Below are 16,344 nucleotides of genomic sequence, written 5' to 3' on the forward strand. Positions count from 1 at the left end.
GGTCAATGCATTCAGATTCGGCTCTGGCGCTGTGCGCTCCAGGTTTCGGCGGCGTACAGTTCTTCGTCGCGCTCGAGAATTCCGCCGCGATCGCCCCAGCGCGTTTGCTGCTGATGGGCGCGGTGCATGCGGGTGCGCATAAAGCGCGCGCGGCGGAAATCGGCGGCGCCGATGTCGGCATAACAGAAGTCGGCGTAGGTCAGGTCGCTGTCGCTGAAATCACAGCGCGCCGCGCGGCTGTGCTGGAATACGCATTGATACAGGCGCGCCTGGCTGAAGCTGGCGGCGTCCAACGTCGCTTCGCTGAAGATCGCCTGATCGAACTGCCCGCCGCGGCACTGCGCGTGGGTCAGATTGGCCTCCAGCCACAGTGACTGCTGCGCCTGCACGCTCGTCAGGTTGGCGCGCCGCAGCGAAGCGCCCTTAAAGTTGCTTTGACGCAGCGTCGCCTGGCTGAAATCGACGTCGTCCAGTTGGTTATCGGTAAACTGGCAGGCGATCAGGCGCTGCCCGGCGTAACTTTTGCCGCGGTGGTCACATTCGAAAAACGTGACGCGGTCGAAATCTGCCCCTTCAAACCGTGTGTCACGGAGGTTTAATCGGAAGAACGTGACAAGAGATAACCGCGCCTGATTCAACGCAGCGCCGTCGAGCGGGCTTTCGTAAAAGGTGGTGCGATCGTGCTGAGTGGCGGAAAAATTCGCGCCGGCCAATTGGCATGACATCCAGTGGCTTTGGTTGAGCGCCAGCCGGCTGAAGTCGCCCTGTTCAAGCCGGCAGTCGTTGAACATCGTCAGTTCGATATGGCTCTCGCTGAAGCGGCCGCCCGACATGGCGCACTGGTTGAAGGCCGTTTGCTTCAGGTTCGCCCGTGCAAATTGCGCCTGTTCGAGCCGGCAATTGCTGAAGACGCTGTCGCGCAGATCGCAATCGGAGAAGTTCACGCCGTTCAGGTTCAGTTCGTTGAACATGCCGCCGGCCAAATCCATACCGGCGAATGACAGGCCGTGCAAATCCTCACCGGCAATCAGCCCGCCGCGTTTCACGCGCTGGCGTATTTGCTCTGGCTTTGAGGTCATACTTCCTTCCCGTTGTGGCGAGGCAATGTTTTCACCCTGGCGGTATAGGCGCCCTCGAGCCGGGTCGCCTGATCCACTTGCGACTGCGACAGGTCGGCCCGGAACAGATTGGCGCCCTGCAGGTCGGCGCCCGACAGCACGCATTTTTGCAGGATCGCCGCAATGAAATTGGCGTCGCGCAGGTTGGCGCGAGACAGATCGCTGCGAATGAACAGGCTGCCGCTGCCGTTGGCCTGACGGAAATCAACCTCGTTCAACCGGCTTTCCGACAGGTCGCAATTATTGAGACGCGCACGGCTGAAATTGGCCCGCTGCAACGGCATCTGGCGTAAATTGCACTGGTTTAGCGTCGCGTCGCTGAAATCCGCCTGCGGCAGCAGCGTCTTTGCCGCGAAGGCGCAGGCCGTGAGGCGTGCGGCGCGGAAACTGAGGCTTTGCGTCTCGGTATCAACCCAGGCGCAGCTTTCAAGCCGTGCCCGATCGAAGTTCACCGCCTGCAAGCGGCATTTGACGAAGCTGACTTTGTCGAGCCGGGCGTGGCTGAATGTCAGCTGCTCCAGTTGCAGCTCCATCAGCGTAATGTTGGCCAGCGTGGCGCGGCTGAAATCACACTGCCCGAGCAAGGTTTCGTATCCCAGCAAATCGCGTAATGAGGCCATCGTGAAATCGCAGCGTTGAAACAACGTTTGCTGAATGTTGGTTTCGTGCAGCTGTGCGCCGCCGAAATCCGTCGCTTCGCATTTCGCCAGGGCCAAAGAGGCGTGGCTCAGATCGGCCTGCTGCAAGACGGCGCCGCTGAGATCGGCGCGCGCCAGCATCGCCTCGCGAAGGTCGCAACCCACCAGTTGGGTTTGGCGCAGATTGGCGTTTTCCAGCAAAGCGCCGCGCAAGTTAGCCTGGCAGAGATCCATGCCGGACAGATCGGCGCCGGTGAGATCAAGACCGCTGAGATCCTTATCGCGCAGCATGGCGGCGGTGACGCGTTGGCGAATGATTTGCGCCAGATCGCCGCTTAAACGCAGCGCAGGGCTTTGCGCCTGTGCCGACATTAAATACATTTGGTGCAGCGCGCGCTCGCTTTCCCCCAGCTGTTTTTCGCTGAACGCGTCGGGATGCCGGCGCGCCTCCTGGAACAGCAGATCGCGCTGCTGCTGGTAGCTTTCCGCACCGGATGGCGGCACGTGATCCCCACCGGGATTGCGCGGATCGATACCCTCGGCTTGCGCCAGCTTGAGCATGTCCTGATACTGCGCCTCGGCCTGGCTTTCGAGACGCTCGACGAATTCGGCAAGCTCGTCCAGCTTCGGCGGCGCGTCTTGCGACGGCAGCGGGAACAGTTCATCGATGTCCTGGCCTTCACGCAGCAGGCGCTGGCGGTGCTCTTCGCGCTGCCGGTGCTCGTAGGCGGCGATATTTTCCGCCATCGGGCTTTGCTGCGTCGGCGTTTCCGTATCCAGCCAGGCGCCGATGCACGCTTCCGGCAACAACTCTTGCTCACGAAACGCGTGCAGAGCCCCCCGTTCCTTATCCAGCCGCTGGGTCAACACCTGCCGATAATGCGCGGTGGAGCGGGGCTCGCCTTCGATTTCCAAAGCCGGCATCAGCTGCATTACGTCGGCGGCATCGTCTTCATTGATGCGTGTGCTGCCCTGATAAATCAGCAGCATCTGTTCCCGATGGGGGAAGAACCAGACGGTGGTGTGGCGCATCGCGATTTCTTCGAAATGCGTTTCGTCGCCGCGCAGCCGGTTGATGAAACAGCGTGTGCGCCACGGCGGCAAATGACCTTGCTGCACCGGTTCTGAAGGGTGCATGTTCCAAATTCGATAGGCGGCGCGGGGCGGCAAGCTGTCGCGTTGAGGAAACTGCTGATCGCCTTCCGCCATGTTGAACAGGCGCCAGTCGATATCGTTGGCGAAGCCGGGAAAGCCGTTTTTCAACCAGTCGGCGTCGTAGTTTTTACCGATGCGGGAGAAGCGGCGCGGCCAGGTGATATCCAACGCGTCAAAGCTTGCCGGTTGCGCGCTTTGCCGAGGAGACGCGAGGCGCCCCTGCAGCGGTTCAACATTGGGTAGGCGATGGATGCGGCCCTGCGGAAATGTTTCTGGAGTGGCGCCGATGCCGTGCGGGTTATCGGCGAACTGGGTGCCGCCGTAAGCCCGGCGCCAGTCCAGACGCATTTCTGCAAAAGGGAGGGGAGTGGAGGGACGATCGTTGATCCAATGGCGATCGCCGAAAACCACCAGCGTTTTTTCCAGCGAATCCAGCTGGATCTTTACGGCGCAAGCGGTTTTGTCTTGTTGATGGTGGGTGTAGGCGTTGCCGGTGGCGAGAAACTCCGCGCAGGCTTTGGGGATAGCCAAATCGAGCACGCCGCCGCTCAGCGTGAGTTCTTCGGCGGCCAGCTGCCACAGCTCCGGTTCGGGACGCAGGCGCGGGGAGGCCCCCATATCGGCCAAGGCCAAAACGGAAACGCCCAGATGGTTTTGCCCTTGCCAAGAGAAGGGGCGATGAAGCGCGCTGAGGCGCAGAGGTTTTACGACTTTCATTGTGTGTGTAAAGCTTCCTGTGGATATCAGCTGGCAGCCAGGCTGCTGCTCAAAAACAATCCGTTTTTCGGTTTAATAGATATCAGGCTATGTCACAACAGATGAAGAAAACGATGCGGCGTTCAGCGCCGATCGTTAATGCGGGGAGGGCCCCGCTTCGAAAGGGATGATCAAGAGGACAGTGCGCCGTCCTTCCCGTTTATTCCGCGAGCCAACAGCACGGCGGCGACGGACAATACCGCGGCGATCGCCTTGGCGATAAATTGGCCGGCGCTCTCCAGGTGATAGGGGGCAAAAAACTCGACGTCGGCGGTGCCCAGAATCAGCAGCGCGGCGAGCGCCGCAAAACAGGGCAGCTCTATCGCCAGCGCCAGTCTGCCGGTGGGCGCCGCACCCAGGTAACCCATCAAAAAGCCGGGAAAAATCAGGAACCCGATCAATTCTGCGGGGGCATTCACCGCAGACATCACCTGCTGGTTGTATTTCAGCAGCGCCAGCATCAGCGTGACAAAGATCAGCAACCGCGCAGGCAACGCGGCCGATCGGCTGGCCGACAAAAAGGTTTTGCCGATCGCGGCGAGCAAGACGCAGCCAACCAGGATGCCAAAGAAGGTAAACAGGATTTGTCCCCAGAGGCTGTCCTGTGTCGAAAAGGCAATGAACGCGCCCATCGTGACACTTCCTTATGCAAGGTGAGTTAGCGAACCGATGAACGATAAGCCGTTGGCAGAGCGTTGCAATCGGATCGCGTGAGTGAAAGGAGCCTTTTCGCTCAAAGCCGGGAAAGTTCTTCGATCACCGCTTTTTTGGGGTTCTTCGGGTCGTATTTGATCGCGGTGAAATGGCCCGGCTGATAACGCGGCAGATCCACGACGCTGATCGGGCCTTTCGCCACGGCCGTATGGTTTTTTCCGTCTTGGGCGATGTATTTGACTTCGACTTCGCAGACCGGCCGATTCCCGTCCCACAGGTTGGTCTGGCGAATGCTGACGATTTGCCCGGAGGCGGAAATACCGTTCTCCATCACGCTGAGGGAAGAACCGATATGTTTGAAATAACCCCAGATATCGACCGTGATGAATTTGAAAAAACCCACCAGGCTGAGGATAGGAGCCAATAAAATCAACCCGATAACGGTGAGAACATTTTTGGCCTTCGACATGGGAGTCCCTTTATAAAAAGATCGCCAGCGCCTTGGTGCTCAACCGTAAGGCGCCGTTGGTCACCAGCGCGCCAAGCTGAGTGAACGTCATGGGATCGTTACTGAGCTTGAAATTGGTTTTGCTGATCGCCAGCGGATTGTGCGAGATATCCAGCATCGTGTGTTTCAGGCTGGCTCCTGTCAACGCAAGATTGGAGCCGTAGAAGGCGAAGTTGGCCCCGGTCGCCACCCATTTCCAACCGTGGCAGTTATCTTTCCAGCTCGGTGTCTGCACCGACACGCCGTCCGCGCTGGTGATGTTGATCGTTTTCGCTTTGATGGTCAGCGTACCGGTGATCGTCGTGCTCTGATCGTTTTTGTAGGTCTCGGTGACATTCCCGGTGACGGTAGCGGTTTGGCCGCCGCCTTTAACCGTCAATTCCTGCCCGCCGGCGGTGATGGTGGTGTGCTGCCCGCCGGAGGTGATGTTGACCGTTTGCCCTTGCTTGATGGTGCTGGTTTGTTGCCCTTCGGTAATGTCGAGGGTCTGATTGCCCTTCACCGTGACGTGTTGGGTTTGCGTAATGTTTTGCGTCTGCGCGCCGTCAAGCTTGAAGGACTGATTGCCGGTGATGTCGATTTTATCGCCGCCGTCGATAATCGTCAGGTCGCGGCCGCCTTTGATGTTCACCGTCTGATGGGCGTTAAGGTTGGCGGTTTCCAGCCCATCGACGGTGGTGGTGCGTTTCGCTTTGTACAGGAACGTGGCGTCGCCGGTGACGGTGTCGTCCTGCTTGCGGCCGATGGTGGTGGTGCGGCTGCCGTCAATATTGACGTTCTTGTCGTTTTCCACCGTCATGTTCATGTTGCGTTCGGCGTGCATGTCGAAAGATTCGTTGCCGGGCGAGTCTTCCAGGAACAGGAAGCTGGCGTTGTCGGCGCCGCCGCCTTTGCTGCGGCTCATAAAGCCCATTTTGGTGGCGTCGCCGGGCAGATCCCACGGCGGCATGCTGTCTTCGTTGTAAACGCGGCCGGTGATGATAGGGCGATCCGGATCGCCGTTGATAAAGTCGACCACCACTTCTTCGCCCACGCGCGGGATCTGGATCCCGCCGTATTTCCAGCCGGCCCAGGCGCTGGAGACGCGCACCCAGCAGGAACTGGTTTCATTGCCGCTGCCGTGGCGATCCCAGCGGAATTTGAGTTTCACCCGGCCATATTTATCGGTCCAGATGCTTTCGCCTTCCGGCCCCACCACTTCGGCAGTTTGTGGGCCGTGGGTTTTCGGCCAGGGCGTGATGCGCGCCGGGCGCCAATTGATGTCCGCCGGAACGACCTGAAATTCGGTACGCTGCTCGCCGACGTCGTTATCATTGCTGGCGTAGCTGTTTTCCTGCATGAAGTAATGCGCGCTGACCACCAGGTAGGCGCGGTTGTCCTCCATACGCGGCGCCTGGATCAGTTGAAAACGGTAGCCGGGCGCAATGCCCTGCGAACTGCCTTCGCCGCTCATCTGCTCGTGCTGCGCTTCGAACTCCTGCTGGCGAACCTTGACGTAAAACTGGCCGTGGGCGTGATCGGTATAACGCCCGGGCCAGTCGAACACCTCGGCTTTGTCCTGTGCGAACGAGGCGGGATTCTGCCGCGCCTCCAGCAACCGCGCACGCGGCTTGCGAAAATCGTAGTCATCCAGGCTATACAGGCTGGGCGTGATGGCGTCCGAAACGCTCCAGCTGTTGATGCTGTCTTTGTTTTCCACCAGGCCGCCTTCCGCGAGCTGATAGGGAATGCTGGCGTAGCCGGCGAGTTCCTGATGCGCCGACGGCGCGTCAGCCAGCACCAGCGTATGGCCGTCTTGCTGGTGCGTGAAATAGTAATAGATGCCTTCGTGCTCCATCAGGCGACTGATGAAATCGAAATCGCTCTCCTGGTACTGCACGCAGTACCCCCAGATGCGGTAGTCGTAACTCAGGCGATTATCGATTTTCACCTGATACTGCCCCAGCACCTGAGTCAGGATGTCGGGAACGGTCTTTTCCTGGTAGATGCGGAAATCGCGGTTTTGCGTCAGATACCACAGCGTGGGGCGCAGCACGGCGCGGTAGATATAGTAACGGTTGCCGCCGGCTTCCCTTCCGGAGAGGGTCATACGTGTGATATTGCCGTTGAGATAGCGCGGCGCCAGCGGATTGCCCCGCAGCTCCAACGTGATTTTTTGTCCCAGCAGCGCTTTCAGATCGAGCCGATTGTCGGGGCTGAGCAGCTCGACGTCGAACTCGAACAATCCGGCCAGTTTTTCCTCACCGGAAAGGCTTCGGAACAACAGCTGATGGGAGGGCAAAGGCGTGTGCGCAATGATAAGGCGATCCATACTATTCCCCGCTTTAGGCATAGCTACCGCACGAGAATTGACGCGCGATCCCGATGGCGTATCTGTCACGAATGGAGACAGGAACTGACGAAAGATTTAACAAAGTTTACACAAAGGCACGATTTGTGCAGTCTACAATAGAGCTCTGCATTTGCAAAATAGCCTTGTGGATCAATGCTCAATTCGTTAACTTGCTCACGATCTTGGTTTTAATCATCTAAAACATATACATGCGAGCAGATCATTTTTTATCTCAAATTATTGGGTAATTGGTAATACCAAAAAATAAATCTGTAACACTTAAGTCAACGTGCTTATAAAACAACTCTTTTTATACGTAAAAAAAGTCACTGACTGTTTTTTATCCTTACCATTTGCCACTTAAAGATGATCAAATATATAAATTTTCCGAATGTTAATTCGGATGATTCCTATTTGGTAGGCGTGGAAAGCCCCCTCTGCAGGCCGTTGGTCGAGGGTTTGAACGGTTGATAATGCAGCAATTATTAATGTGGACAGGGAGCGAAGGAGATTTGGCTTATCAGGCCGCAGAGCCAGATTAAGGCCGGGTCGCGCTGCGCCTGCCGGCCGGCGATCGGCTCAATGGGGAAAGACGTGATGGCCAATTCGTCAGGCAGCGGGAGAATGCGTACGCGTTGCGCGTTTGCCGGCGGCGGCGCATCCGGGCAAGCCGAGCAGGGCGCTGGCGGCGAGGGTGGAAGCGGTGCGCACTATCGTGCAGGTGACGCTGACGGTCGAGGAGGATGTGCGATTCGGCGACGGTGCCGTGCATTAAAAGCAGGGCGTGGTGTACCCCACGCCCTGTTACCGGTTACTCGTCGGCGACGCGGATCACCAACTTGCCGAAGTTCTTGCCCTGCAGCAGACCGATAAACGCCTGCGGCGCCTGCTCCAGCCCGTCGACGATGTCCTCGCGGAACTTGATTTTTCCCTGTTCGACCCAACTGCTCATTTGTTGCAAGAACTCGTCAAAGCGTGAGCCGTAGTCGTCGAAGATGATAAAGCCCTGCATACGGATGCGTTTGCGCAGGATCAGTCCCTCCAGCAGCGGCAAGCGGTCCGGCCCCGCAGGCAACCCGGTGGCATTGTAATGGGCGATGATGCCGCACACCGGAATGCGCGCTTTGGTGTTCAACAGCGGCAGTACGGCGTCGAACACCGCCCCGCCGACGTTTTCGTAATAGATGTCGATGCCTTTAGGGCAGGCGGCCGCCAGCTGTTCGGCAAAGTCAGGGGCGCGGTGATCGATGCAGGCGTCGAAACCCAACTCTTCCACCACATAGCGGCATTTTTCCGCCCCGCCGGCGACGCCGACGACGCGGCAGCCTTTCAGCTTACCGATTTGGCCGACCACCGAACCGACCGCCCCGCTGGCGGCGGCCACCACCAGCGTTTCTCCCGCCTGCGGTTGGCCGATGTCGAGCAGCCCCATGTAAGCGGTAAATCCCGGCATGCCCAGCACGCCCAGCAGGCGGGAAGGATGCGGCAGGTGCGGGCCGAGGTTGCGCAGGCCGCTGCCGTCAGACAGGGCGTAATCCTGCCAGCCGTCATAACCCAACACCCAATCGCCGACGTTGAAATCGGGATGCTGTGAAGCCGCTACGCGCGATACCGTGCCGCCCACCATCACCTGACCGATCTCCACCGGCGGCGCGTAGGAGGGGGCATCGCTCATGCGCCCGCGCATATAAGGATCCAGCGACAGATAAACGGTGCGCAGCACCAGCTGTCCGGTGCCGGGCTGCGGTGCGGGGACGGTATCGAGACGGAAGTTGGCCGCCGTCGGTTCACCGTGCGGACGCGAGGCCAGCAGGAAGCGGCGGTTCTGTTGAGAAGAAGGGGACATCGAAAGCTCCTTTGCGTTGCGACAAACAAGATGCGTTAAGCCTAGTCCAGGGGCGGCAAGGCAACGTTACCGAATGTGCTTAGCCTTAGAGCGGAACGATCAGCACGTCGATATGGCTGATATTGATAAAGCGGGCGGCGGAACAGGAGACCTTATTCATCATGCCGTCGCGATGATTGCCGCAGATCAGCAGGTCGAACGGCTGACGGCGGCTGGCGTATTCCAGGCTGTCACCCAGCTCGCCGTGCACGATCAGCGCATCGGCGATCGGGTAACCGGCGCGTTGACGCAGTTCCTCCATAAACAGCCGGGTTTCCTCCTCCATCAACGAGCGCAAATCCCCCAGCATCGGCCCGGCGAAATTATTGTACATTTCCGGGTTGGCGAGGGTGCTTAACAAGGTGATGCTGCCGCCGTAAGGGCGGACGATGGAGACGGCTTTTTCCACCAGGCGGTGGCTGTCAGGGGCAACGGCGACGGTGACCAGAACGTTTTGATACCCCATATCCCACTCCTTGTTGTATCCATCGCATTTCAGGCTGCCGCTTCGGCGGCCTTGGCGGAGGTACTGCGTCGGATAAAGGGTAGAGCCTGGCGGGGGGAATAAATGTGTTTCGCATCACGCGCGGCAATAAAAGCCGAATTTACCCCGGTTATATAGCAATAAAAGATAAAACCGTTGCCGCACGTAATTTCACTGAATTAAAGCACCTGCGCCCACAGCGTTTTCGGCACCTTGCCCAGATCGAACAATTTGCCGGCAACCAGCTCGGCGCGACGATGGTCGGCGGCGCGGTACATGTTGCTAATTTCTTTATCATTTTCAATGGAGTAGTTCAGTTTGTCGTACACCTTCTCCAGGCTGTCCAAAGAGGAGCATTTACGGAATGTCAGCAGATATTCGAGCGTATCGGTCATGATTAAAATATAGCCTGTTAATAGTTAAAGCCGGGTGAATAACACATCGGCGGCTCACGGCGACGCCGTCGAGGCAGCGATGTACGACCTGACAAAAATCATTTCAAGTAGATAAATTGCACCGGGTAATGATGTCACGCCGCACGTAGCGGCGCTTTGATAAATCATAATATGCCAGTGCGCCGTCAGCAATCTCATCCTGCTGATAAACGGATAAATAGGGAAAGTCTCAGGGCCGCTGACGGCCGACGCGTCGTCGTTCTTGCCGTGCACAAGCTCGCGGCACCGCGCCAGGCCATCTTTTGCGGTGATTTTTTCACCGTCCGTGGTGCCGCTGCGGCATTGGGCGGTGTTTGTCGTCGTCGCTTGCGCTGAAAAGCCGTTTTTCTCGATGGGGAAATATGAAGAGTAAAACAAAACTGCGTTTTATTTTATGACAATGAAGTGATGAAAACGTAAGCCATGTAAATAATCTCTGGGGAGAGGGAATTATCACGGCGAAAGAAAAAGAAATAAAAGGCATTAAAGTTTTATGGATTGCTGCCGATATGTCGTTTCGGGGAACTCTAATGTAGAAAAAGCATTCTTGCATCGCGCTAATACGGAAACATATCGTTACGTCTGTTAGCTTGTTCACTACGCCTGCGAATCATTGATAAGCCATAATCACCTGATGTGGAAAATTAGAACAGCTTCAGGCTGAGGGCTTAAGTCAAATCCGATAGCTAATAACCTTATAGTTTACACAGGTTATTTTTCAGCTTGGATATTTTTTAGTAACTCAAATGGTTATTTATACTGAGTTTGTCGCCTATATACAGATTTTTGTTCTGTTATTTTGGTTTGGTGATGCTTTTGTTCGAATTGATCTAAAAAAGATAATTTTTTGGCGGATAAACATTGTTTTTAAGACGTTTTTTTACCTATGGCTGTTTTGTGAACAAAATGGCGGTCAATAAGTGAGCGTATTTGGGTGTATTTGGCTTAATTATTTTTTATTTTTGTGATCTATGTCACATTGTATTTAAAATTGCCTCTCACTTACATTGTGTGTGCTAATGGTTCGGGGGTAGAGTTGCGCTGCTTTAGGAATAATCTTATTAAATTTGTAAAAATAGTTTCATGGTGACTAAACACTATCGAAGCAGAATGCTGTACATCCATACACGTTGGTTTACGCTCGTAGCAAATACTGAACAGTGGTCAAATTTAGCGATTGTTGAAAATTATAGCAGTCGTTTTTGAGAGATTAATTTGCCAGCTTTGGGAAACAACCCAGGTCACGGGCGATAAAATTTATCACCCAGCGTATGTTTTTAAACATAGTCTGTCGGGATGGGGAATATGGGTACGTCTGAATTACTTAAGCATATTTATGACATCAATCTGTCATATTTACTTTTAGCACAGCGTTTGATCAACGATGAAAAAGCCTCCGCGATGTTCCGTCTTGGTATTGATGAAGCCATGGCCGATGCGCTGGCGCAGCTGACTTTGCCGCAAATGGTTAAACTGGCCGAGACCAACCAGCTGGTTTGCCACTTCCGCTTTAACGAAAGCCAGACCATCGAACGCCTGACCAAAGAGTCGCGCGTCGACGATCTGCAACAAATCCATACCGGCATTTTGCTATCAAGCCATTTACTGCAAGAGCTATCGAGTAAAGACGCTAGCCCGACGAAGAAAAGAGCCTGATGATGGTTGAGAAAAGTATCGTTCAAGAAGCCAAGGACATTCAGCTCGCCATGGAGCTGATTTCGCTGGGAGCCCGATTGCAAATGCTGGAGAGCGAAACCCAGCTTAGCCGCGGGCGCTTGATTAAACTTTACAAGGAGTTACGCGGCAGCCCGCCGCCAAAAGGAATGTTACCGTTCTCAACCGACTGGTTTATGACCTGGGAACAAAATATTCACTCGTCGATGTTTTACAACGCCTACCTGTTTCTGATGAAAAGCGGGCAGTGCAGCGGAGTGGAGGCGGTGATCAAAGCCTATCGCCTCTACCTGGAGCAGTGTCCTCAGCAGGCCGGCGAGGCGCCGTTGCTGGCGCTGACCCGTGCCTGGACGCTGGTGCGTTTCGTCGACAGCGGCATGCTGCAGCTCTCTGCCTGCAGCTGCTGCGGCGGCGCATTTATCACCCACGCGCACCAGCCGCTGAACGGTTTCATCTGCAGTTTATGCCAACCCCCATCCCGCGCCGTAAAAAGACGTAAACTTTCGCCGCAACTGGCCGATATTATTCCTCAACTGCTGGACGAGCAGGTCAAACGCGCCATTTGAGCCGCCACATTGCCGGCTCTCGGCAATGAATACCGACGTGTGATACGCAGGGGCGGCATGCCGCCCCCAGACACGCAGCCTGGTCTGTCGCGCCAGGGCGCGTTTGCCCCACCTTCCATCCACTTTGTTAATTTAAGGAATGCGTGTGCTAGTTATTTTGGGTTATCTGGTGGTATTGGGTGCGGTGTTTGGCGGCTACCTGATCGTGGGCGGCCATCTCGGTGCGTTGTATCAGCCGGCGGAGTTTCTGATTATCGGCGGGGCGGGGGTCGGCGCTTTCATCGTCGGCAACAACGGCAAGGCAATCAAAGCCACGCTGCGCGCGCTGCCGCGGCTGATGCGCCGTTCCAAATACAACAAAGATCTGTACATGGATCTGATGGCGCTGCTGTTCCGCCTGCTGGCCAAATCGCGCCAGCAGGGCATGCTGTCGCTCGAGTTCGATATCGATAATCCGCAAGAAAGTGAAATTTTTTCTAATTATCCGCGCATCCTTGCCGATAACACCCTGGTGGAGTTCATTACCGACTATTTACGGCTGATGGTGAGCGGCAATATGAATGCGTTCGAGATCGAAGCGCTGATGGACGAAGAGATCGAAACCTACGAGCAGGAAAGCGAAGTGCCCGCCGGCAGCCTGGCGATGGTGGGCGACTCCTTGCCGGCGTTCGGTATCGTCGCGGCGGTGATGGGGGTGGTGCACGCCCTGGCTTCGGCCGATCGGCCGGCCGCGGAACTGGGCGCGCTGATCGCCAACGCCATGGTCGGTACTTTCCTCGGCATTCTGCTGGCCTACGGCTTCATCTCGCCGCTGGCCACATTGCTGCGCCAGAAGAGCGCCGAAAACGTCAAGATGATGCAGTGCATCAAGGTCACGCTGCTGTCGAGCCTGAACGGCTACGCGCCGCAGATCGCCGTCGAGTTTGGCCGCAAAACGCTGTATACCACCGAACGTCCTTCTTTCGTTGAGCTGGAAGAACACGTGCGCCGCGTGAAAGCGCCGGCGCAGCAGGCGACGGAAGAAGAAGAAGCATGAAACAGAATCATCCGGTCGTTCTGGTCAGAAAGCGCAAGTCGCATCATGCCGCCCATCACGGCGGCTCCTGGAAGATCGCCTATGCCGACTTTATGACGGCGATGATGGCGTTCTTCCTGGTGATGTGGCTGCTGGCGATCGCCAGCCCGCAGGAGCTGACGCAAATCGCCGAATATTTCCGCACGCCGCTCAAGGTGGCCCTGACCAGCGGTGACAAGAGCAGCTCCGAAAGCAGCCCGATCCCGGGCGGCGGCGACGATCCTACGCAGCAGCACGGCCTGGTGAGAAAGCAGGTCGATTCGCCGGACAAGCGCGCCGAAGAGCTGCGCCTGAACAAGCTGCGCGAAAAGCTGGATGAGTTGATTGAGTCCGATCCGCGCCTGAAGGCGCTGCGCCCGCATCTGCTGATCAACATGATGGACGAAGGGCTGCGCATCCAGATTATCGATAGCCAAAACCGGCCGATGTTCAAAACCGGCAGCGCGCAGGTCGAGAGCTACATGCGCGATATTCTGCGGGCGATAGCGCCGATCCTCAACGATTTGCCGAATAAGATCAGCCTGTCCGGCCACACCGATGATATCCCTTACGCCAGCGGCGAGCGCGGCTACAGCAACTGGGAACTGTCGGCCGATCGCGCCAACGCCTCCCGACGCGAGCTGATCGCCGGCGGCCTGGCGGAAGGCAAGGTGCTGCGGGTGGTGGGCATGGCGGCCACCATGAGCCTGAAACAGCACGGCGCCGATGACGCGATTAACCGTCGCATCACCGTGCTGGTGCTGAATAAGCAAACGCAAGAAGGCATCGAACATGAAAATGCCGAAAGCAACGCGATGGATATCGCCCAGCCGGACAGCCTGAAACAGCTGGCGCCGTCGGCAACTGCACCGGCCAGCCAAACGCCGGAGCACTCGGCGGCAGCCCCGGAGCCGGCGGCGTCAACGCCAGCGCCGAGCGTCCCAGCGCAGGCATCCCCGGCGATAGCCCCGGCCGATCAGGCGCCGGAACAACCGGCGGCCGCACCCGCACCGACTAACCGCGACTCACAGCCAGAGGTGACCCCGTGAGCATGGACATTAGCGATTTTTATCAGACCTTCTTTGATGAGGCGGACGAGTTGCTGGCCGACATGGAGCAACATCTGCTGGAGCTGGATCCGCTGGCCCCCGATATCGAGCCGTTGAACGCCATCTTCCGCGCGGCGCACTCGATCAAGGGCGGCGCGGCGACCTTTGGCTTTTCGGTGCTGCAGGAAACCACCCACCTGCTGGAGAACCTGCTGGACGGTGCAAGACGCCAGGAAATGAGCCTGAGCACCGAGATTATCAACCTGTTTCTGGAAACCAAAGACATTATGCAGGAGCAACTGGACGCCTATAAAACCTCGCAACAGCCTGACGCCGAAAGCTTTGAATACATTTGCCAGGCGCTGCGCCAGCTGGCGTTGGAAGCGCAACAGCAGCAGGCGGCGCCCGCGGCTCAACCGGCCGTTCAGCAGCCTGTCGTGAAGCCGGCGGCCGCGCCGGCGGCGATCGAAGGCGGCATGCGCATCAGCCTGAACGGGCTGAAAGCCAGTGAAATCCCCTTGATGTTGGAAGAGCTGGGCAACCTCGGTGAGGTTAAAGACCCTCATCAGACGGAACACAGTCTGGACGTGACGTTGCTCACCTCCGCCAGCGAAGACGACATCAGCGCCGTGCTGTGCTTCGTGCTGGAACCGGAACAAATCAGCTTCTCGACGCCGACGCCGAGCGAACCGGCCGTCGCAGAAGCTAGCTTACCGGCAGCGGTCGCCGTGCCGGAACCTGCGCCAGCGCCGGTCGCCAGCGCCGCGCCGCCTGCCGCCAAACCGGCCGCCGCAGCGGCGGAAGCGCCGAAAGCGCGCGCCAAGGCGAGCGAGTCCACCAGCATTCGCGTGGCGGTGGAAAAGGTGGATCAGCTGATCAACCTGGTGGGCGAGCTGGTGATCACCCAGTCGATGCTGGCGCAGCGCTCCGGCACGCTCGATCCGGTCAACCACGGCGACCTGCTGAACAGCATGAGCCAGCTGGAGCGTAACGCGCGCGATCTGCAGGAGTCGGTGATGTCGATCCGCATGATGCCGATGGAATACGTCTTCAGCCGCTACCCGCGCCTGGTGCGCGATCTGGCCGGCAAGCTGAACAAGCAGGTGGAGCTGACGCTGCAGGGCAGTTCCACCGAACTGGACAAGAGCCTGATCGAACGCATCATCGATCCGTTGACGCACCTGGTGCGCAACAGCCTCGATCACGGTATCGAAGAGCCGGCCACCCGCATCGCCGCCGGCAAGTCGGCGGTGGGCAATCTGGTGCTGTCGGCCGAACACCAGGGCGGCAACATCTGTATTGAAGTCATCGACGACGGCGCCGGTCTGAACCGCGAAAAAATTCTCGCCAAGGCCGCATCGCAAGGGCTGGCGGTGAGCGAGAGCATGAGCGACGAAGAGGTCGGCATGCTGATCTTCGCGCCGGGCTTCTCCACCGCCGAGCAGGTGACCGACGTTTCCGGCCGCGGCGTCGGCATGGACGTGGTGAAACGGAATATTCAGGAGATGGGCGGCCACGTCGAGATCCGTTCGCAGGCCGGTAAAGGCACCACCATCCGCATCCTGCTGCCGCTGACGCTGGCGATCCTCGACGGCATGTCGGTCAAGGTGAACGACGAAGTCTTTATCCTGCCGCTGAACGCGGTGATGGAATCGCTGCAGCCGCAGGCGGAAGATCTGCATCCGCTGGCCGGGGGCGAACGCGTGCTGCAGGTACGCGGCGAATACCTGCCGCTGGTGGAGCTGTATCGGGTATTTGAAGTGGACGGCGCCAAAACCGACGCCACGCAGGGCATCGTCGTTATCCTGCAAAGCGCCGGCCGCCGCTATGCGTTGCTGGTGGATCAGCTGATTGGCCAGCATCAGGTGGTGGTGAAGAATCTGGAAAGCAACTACCGCAAAGTGCCGGGCATCTCCGCCGCGACCATTTTGGGCGACGGCAGCGTGGCCTTGATCGTCGATGTCTCGGCGTTGCAAACCTTGAACCGTGAAAAGCGTCTGACGGACGCCGCCGCATAATAATGAGTTTATTGATTTA

The 16,344-nt window shown here is 57.6% G+C and carries 14 protein-coding genes; 5 read left to right on the forward strand and 9 right to left on the reverse strand.

The window, feature by feature from the left end; translation table 11 throughout:
* Positions 1-11: 11 nt before the first annotated feature.
* From ACJ8HN_RS02830 to ACJ8HN_RS02870, 9 genes are all read right to left on the reverse strand, one after another.
* Positions 12-1,079, reverse strand: coding sequence for a pentapeptide repeat-containing protein (locus ACJ8HN_RS02830; protein ID WP_442523023.1), 1,068 nt, complete (start codon positions 1,077-1,079; stop codon positions 12-14).
* Positions 1,076-3,628 carry a DUF2169 domain-containing protein gene (locus ACJ8HN_RS02835; protein ID WP_442523024.1) on the reverse strand — a complete coding sequence of 851 codons (2,553 nt, stop codon included), beginning with the start codon at positions 3,626-3,628 and terminating at the stop codon, positions 1,076-1,078. The genes ACJ8HN_RS02830 and ACJ8HN_RS02835 overlap by 4 nt, the downstream gene beginning before the upstream one ends.
* A 170-nt stretch (positions 3,629-3,798) precedes the next feature.
* Complete coding sequence (locus tag ACJ8HN_RS02840) at positions 3,799-4,299, reverse strand: hypothetical protein (protein WP_334282602.1); 501 nt, start codon at positions 4,297-4,299, stop codon at positions 3,799-3,801.
* Positions 4,300-4,400: 101 nt separating this feature from the next.
* Positions 4,401-4,790, reverse strand: coding sequence for a DUF3592 domain-containing protein (locus tag ACJ8HN_RS02845; protein WP_033647801.1), 390 nt, complete (start codon positions 4,788-4,790; stop codon positions 4,401-4,403).
* A 10-nt stretch (positions 4,791-4,800) separates the two neighbouring features.
* The gene (locus tag ACJ8HN_RS02850; protein ID WP_033647800.1) at positions 4,801-7,140 is read right to left on the reverse strand and encodes a type VI secretion system Vgr family protein; all 2,340 of its coding nucleotides are present in this window, start codon (positions 7,138-7,140) and stop codon (positions 4,801-4,803) included.
* Positions 7,141-7,972: 832 nt separating this feature from the next.
* The gene (locus ACJ8HN_RS02855) at positions 7,973-9,007 is read right to left on the reverse strand and encodes an NADP-dependent oxidoreductase (protein ID WP_442523025.1); all 1,035 of its coding nucleotides are present in this window, start codon (positions 9,005-9,007) and stop codon (positions 7,973-7,975) included.
* An 85-nt stretch (positions 9,008-9,092) separates the two neighbouring features.
* Positions 9,093-9,512: a universal stress protein UspC gene (gene uspC / locus ACJ8HN_RS02860; protein WP_033635011.1), complete on the reverse strand. Its 420-nt coding sequence runs from the start codon at positions 9,510-9,512 to the stop codon at positions 9,093-9,095.
* Between the two features lie 197 nt (positions 9,513-9,709).
* Positions 9,710-9,925, reverse strand: coding sequence for a transcription modulator YdgT (ydgT, locus tag ACJ8HN_RS02865; RefSeq protein ID WP_039565480.1), 216 nt, complete (start codon positions 9,923-9,925; stop codon positions 9,710-9,712).
* A gap of 54 nt (positions 9,926-9,979) precedes the next feature.
* Positions 9,980-10,342: a hypothetical protein gene (locus ACJ8HN_RS02870; RefSeq protein WP_049194652.1), complete on the reverse strand. Its 363-nt coding sequence runs from the start codon at positions 10,340-10,342 to the stop codon at positions 9,980-9,982.
* A 927-nt stretch (positions 10,343-11,269) separates the two neighbouring features.
* Between ACJ8HN_RS02870 and flhD the strand changes: the two genes are divergently transcribed.
* The 5 genes from flhD to cheA all read left to right on the forward strand — a co-directional run bounded on the left by flhD (position 11,270) and on the right by cheA (position 16,325).
* A complete protein-coding gene (gene flhD / locus ACJ8HN_RS02875; RefSeq protein WP_033647796.1) occupies positions 11,270-11,620 on the forward strand; it encodes a flagellar transcriptional regulator FlhD in 351 nt (116 codons plus the stop codon).
* The gene (flhC, locus tag ACJ8HN_RS02880) at positions 11,620-12,204 is read left to right on the forward strand and encodes a flagellar transcriptional regulator FlhC (RefSeq protein ID WP_016927281.1); all 585 of its coding nucleotides are present in this window, start codon (positions 11,620-11,622) and stop codon (positions 12,202-12,204) included. The genes flhD and flhC overlap by 1 nt, the downstream gene beginning before the upstream one ends.
* 145 nt (positions 12,205-12,349) lie before the next feature.
* Complete coding sequence (gene motA / locus ACJ8HN_RS02885) at positions 12,350-13,240, forward strand: flagellar motor stator protein MotA (protein WP_015378266.1); 891 nt, start codon at positions 12,350-12,352, stop codon at positions 13,238-13,240.
* Positions 13,237-14,307: a flagellar motor protein MotB gene (motB, locus tag ACJ8HN_RS02890; RefSeq protein WP_047571541.1), complete on the forward strand. Its 1,071-nt coding sequence runs from the start codon at positions 13,237-13,239 to the stop codon at positions 14,305-14,307. Before motA ends, motB begins: the two co-directional genes overlap by 4 nt.
* Positions 14,304-16,325 (forward strand): chemotaxis protein CheA, encoded by a 2,022-nt coding sequence (gene cheA, locus ACJ8HN_RS02895; RefSeq protein ID WP_033653628.1) that lies wholly within the window; start codon positions 14,304-14,306, stop codon positions 16,323-16,325. The genes motB and cheA overlap by 4 nt, the downstream gene beginning before the upstream one ends.
* Positions 16,326-16,344 lie beyond the last annotated feature (19 nt).

The organism is Serratia sp. CY29653 (genome assembly GCF_052169255.1).
GTDB lineage: Bacteria > Pseudomonadota > Gammaproteobacteria > Enterobacterales > Enterobacteriaceae > Serratia > Serratia sarumanii.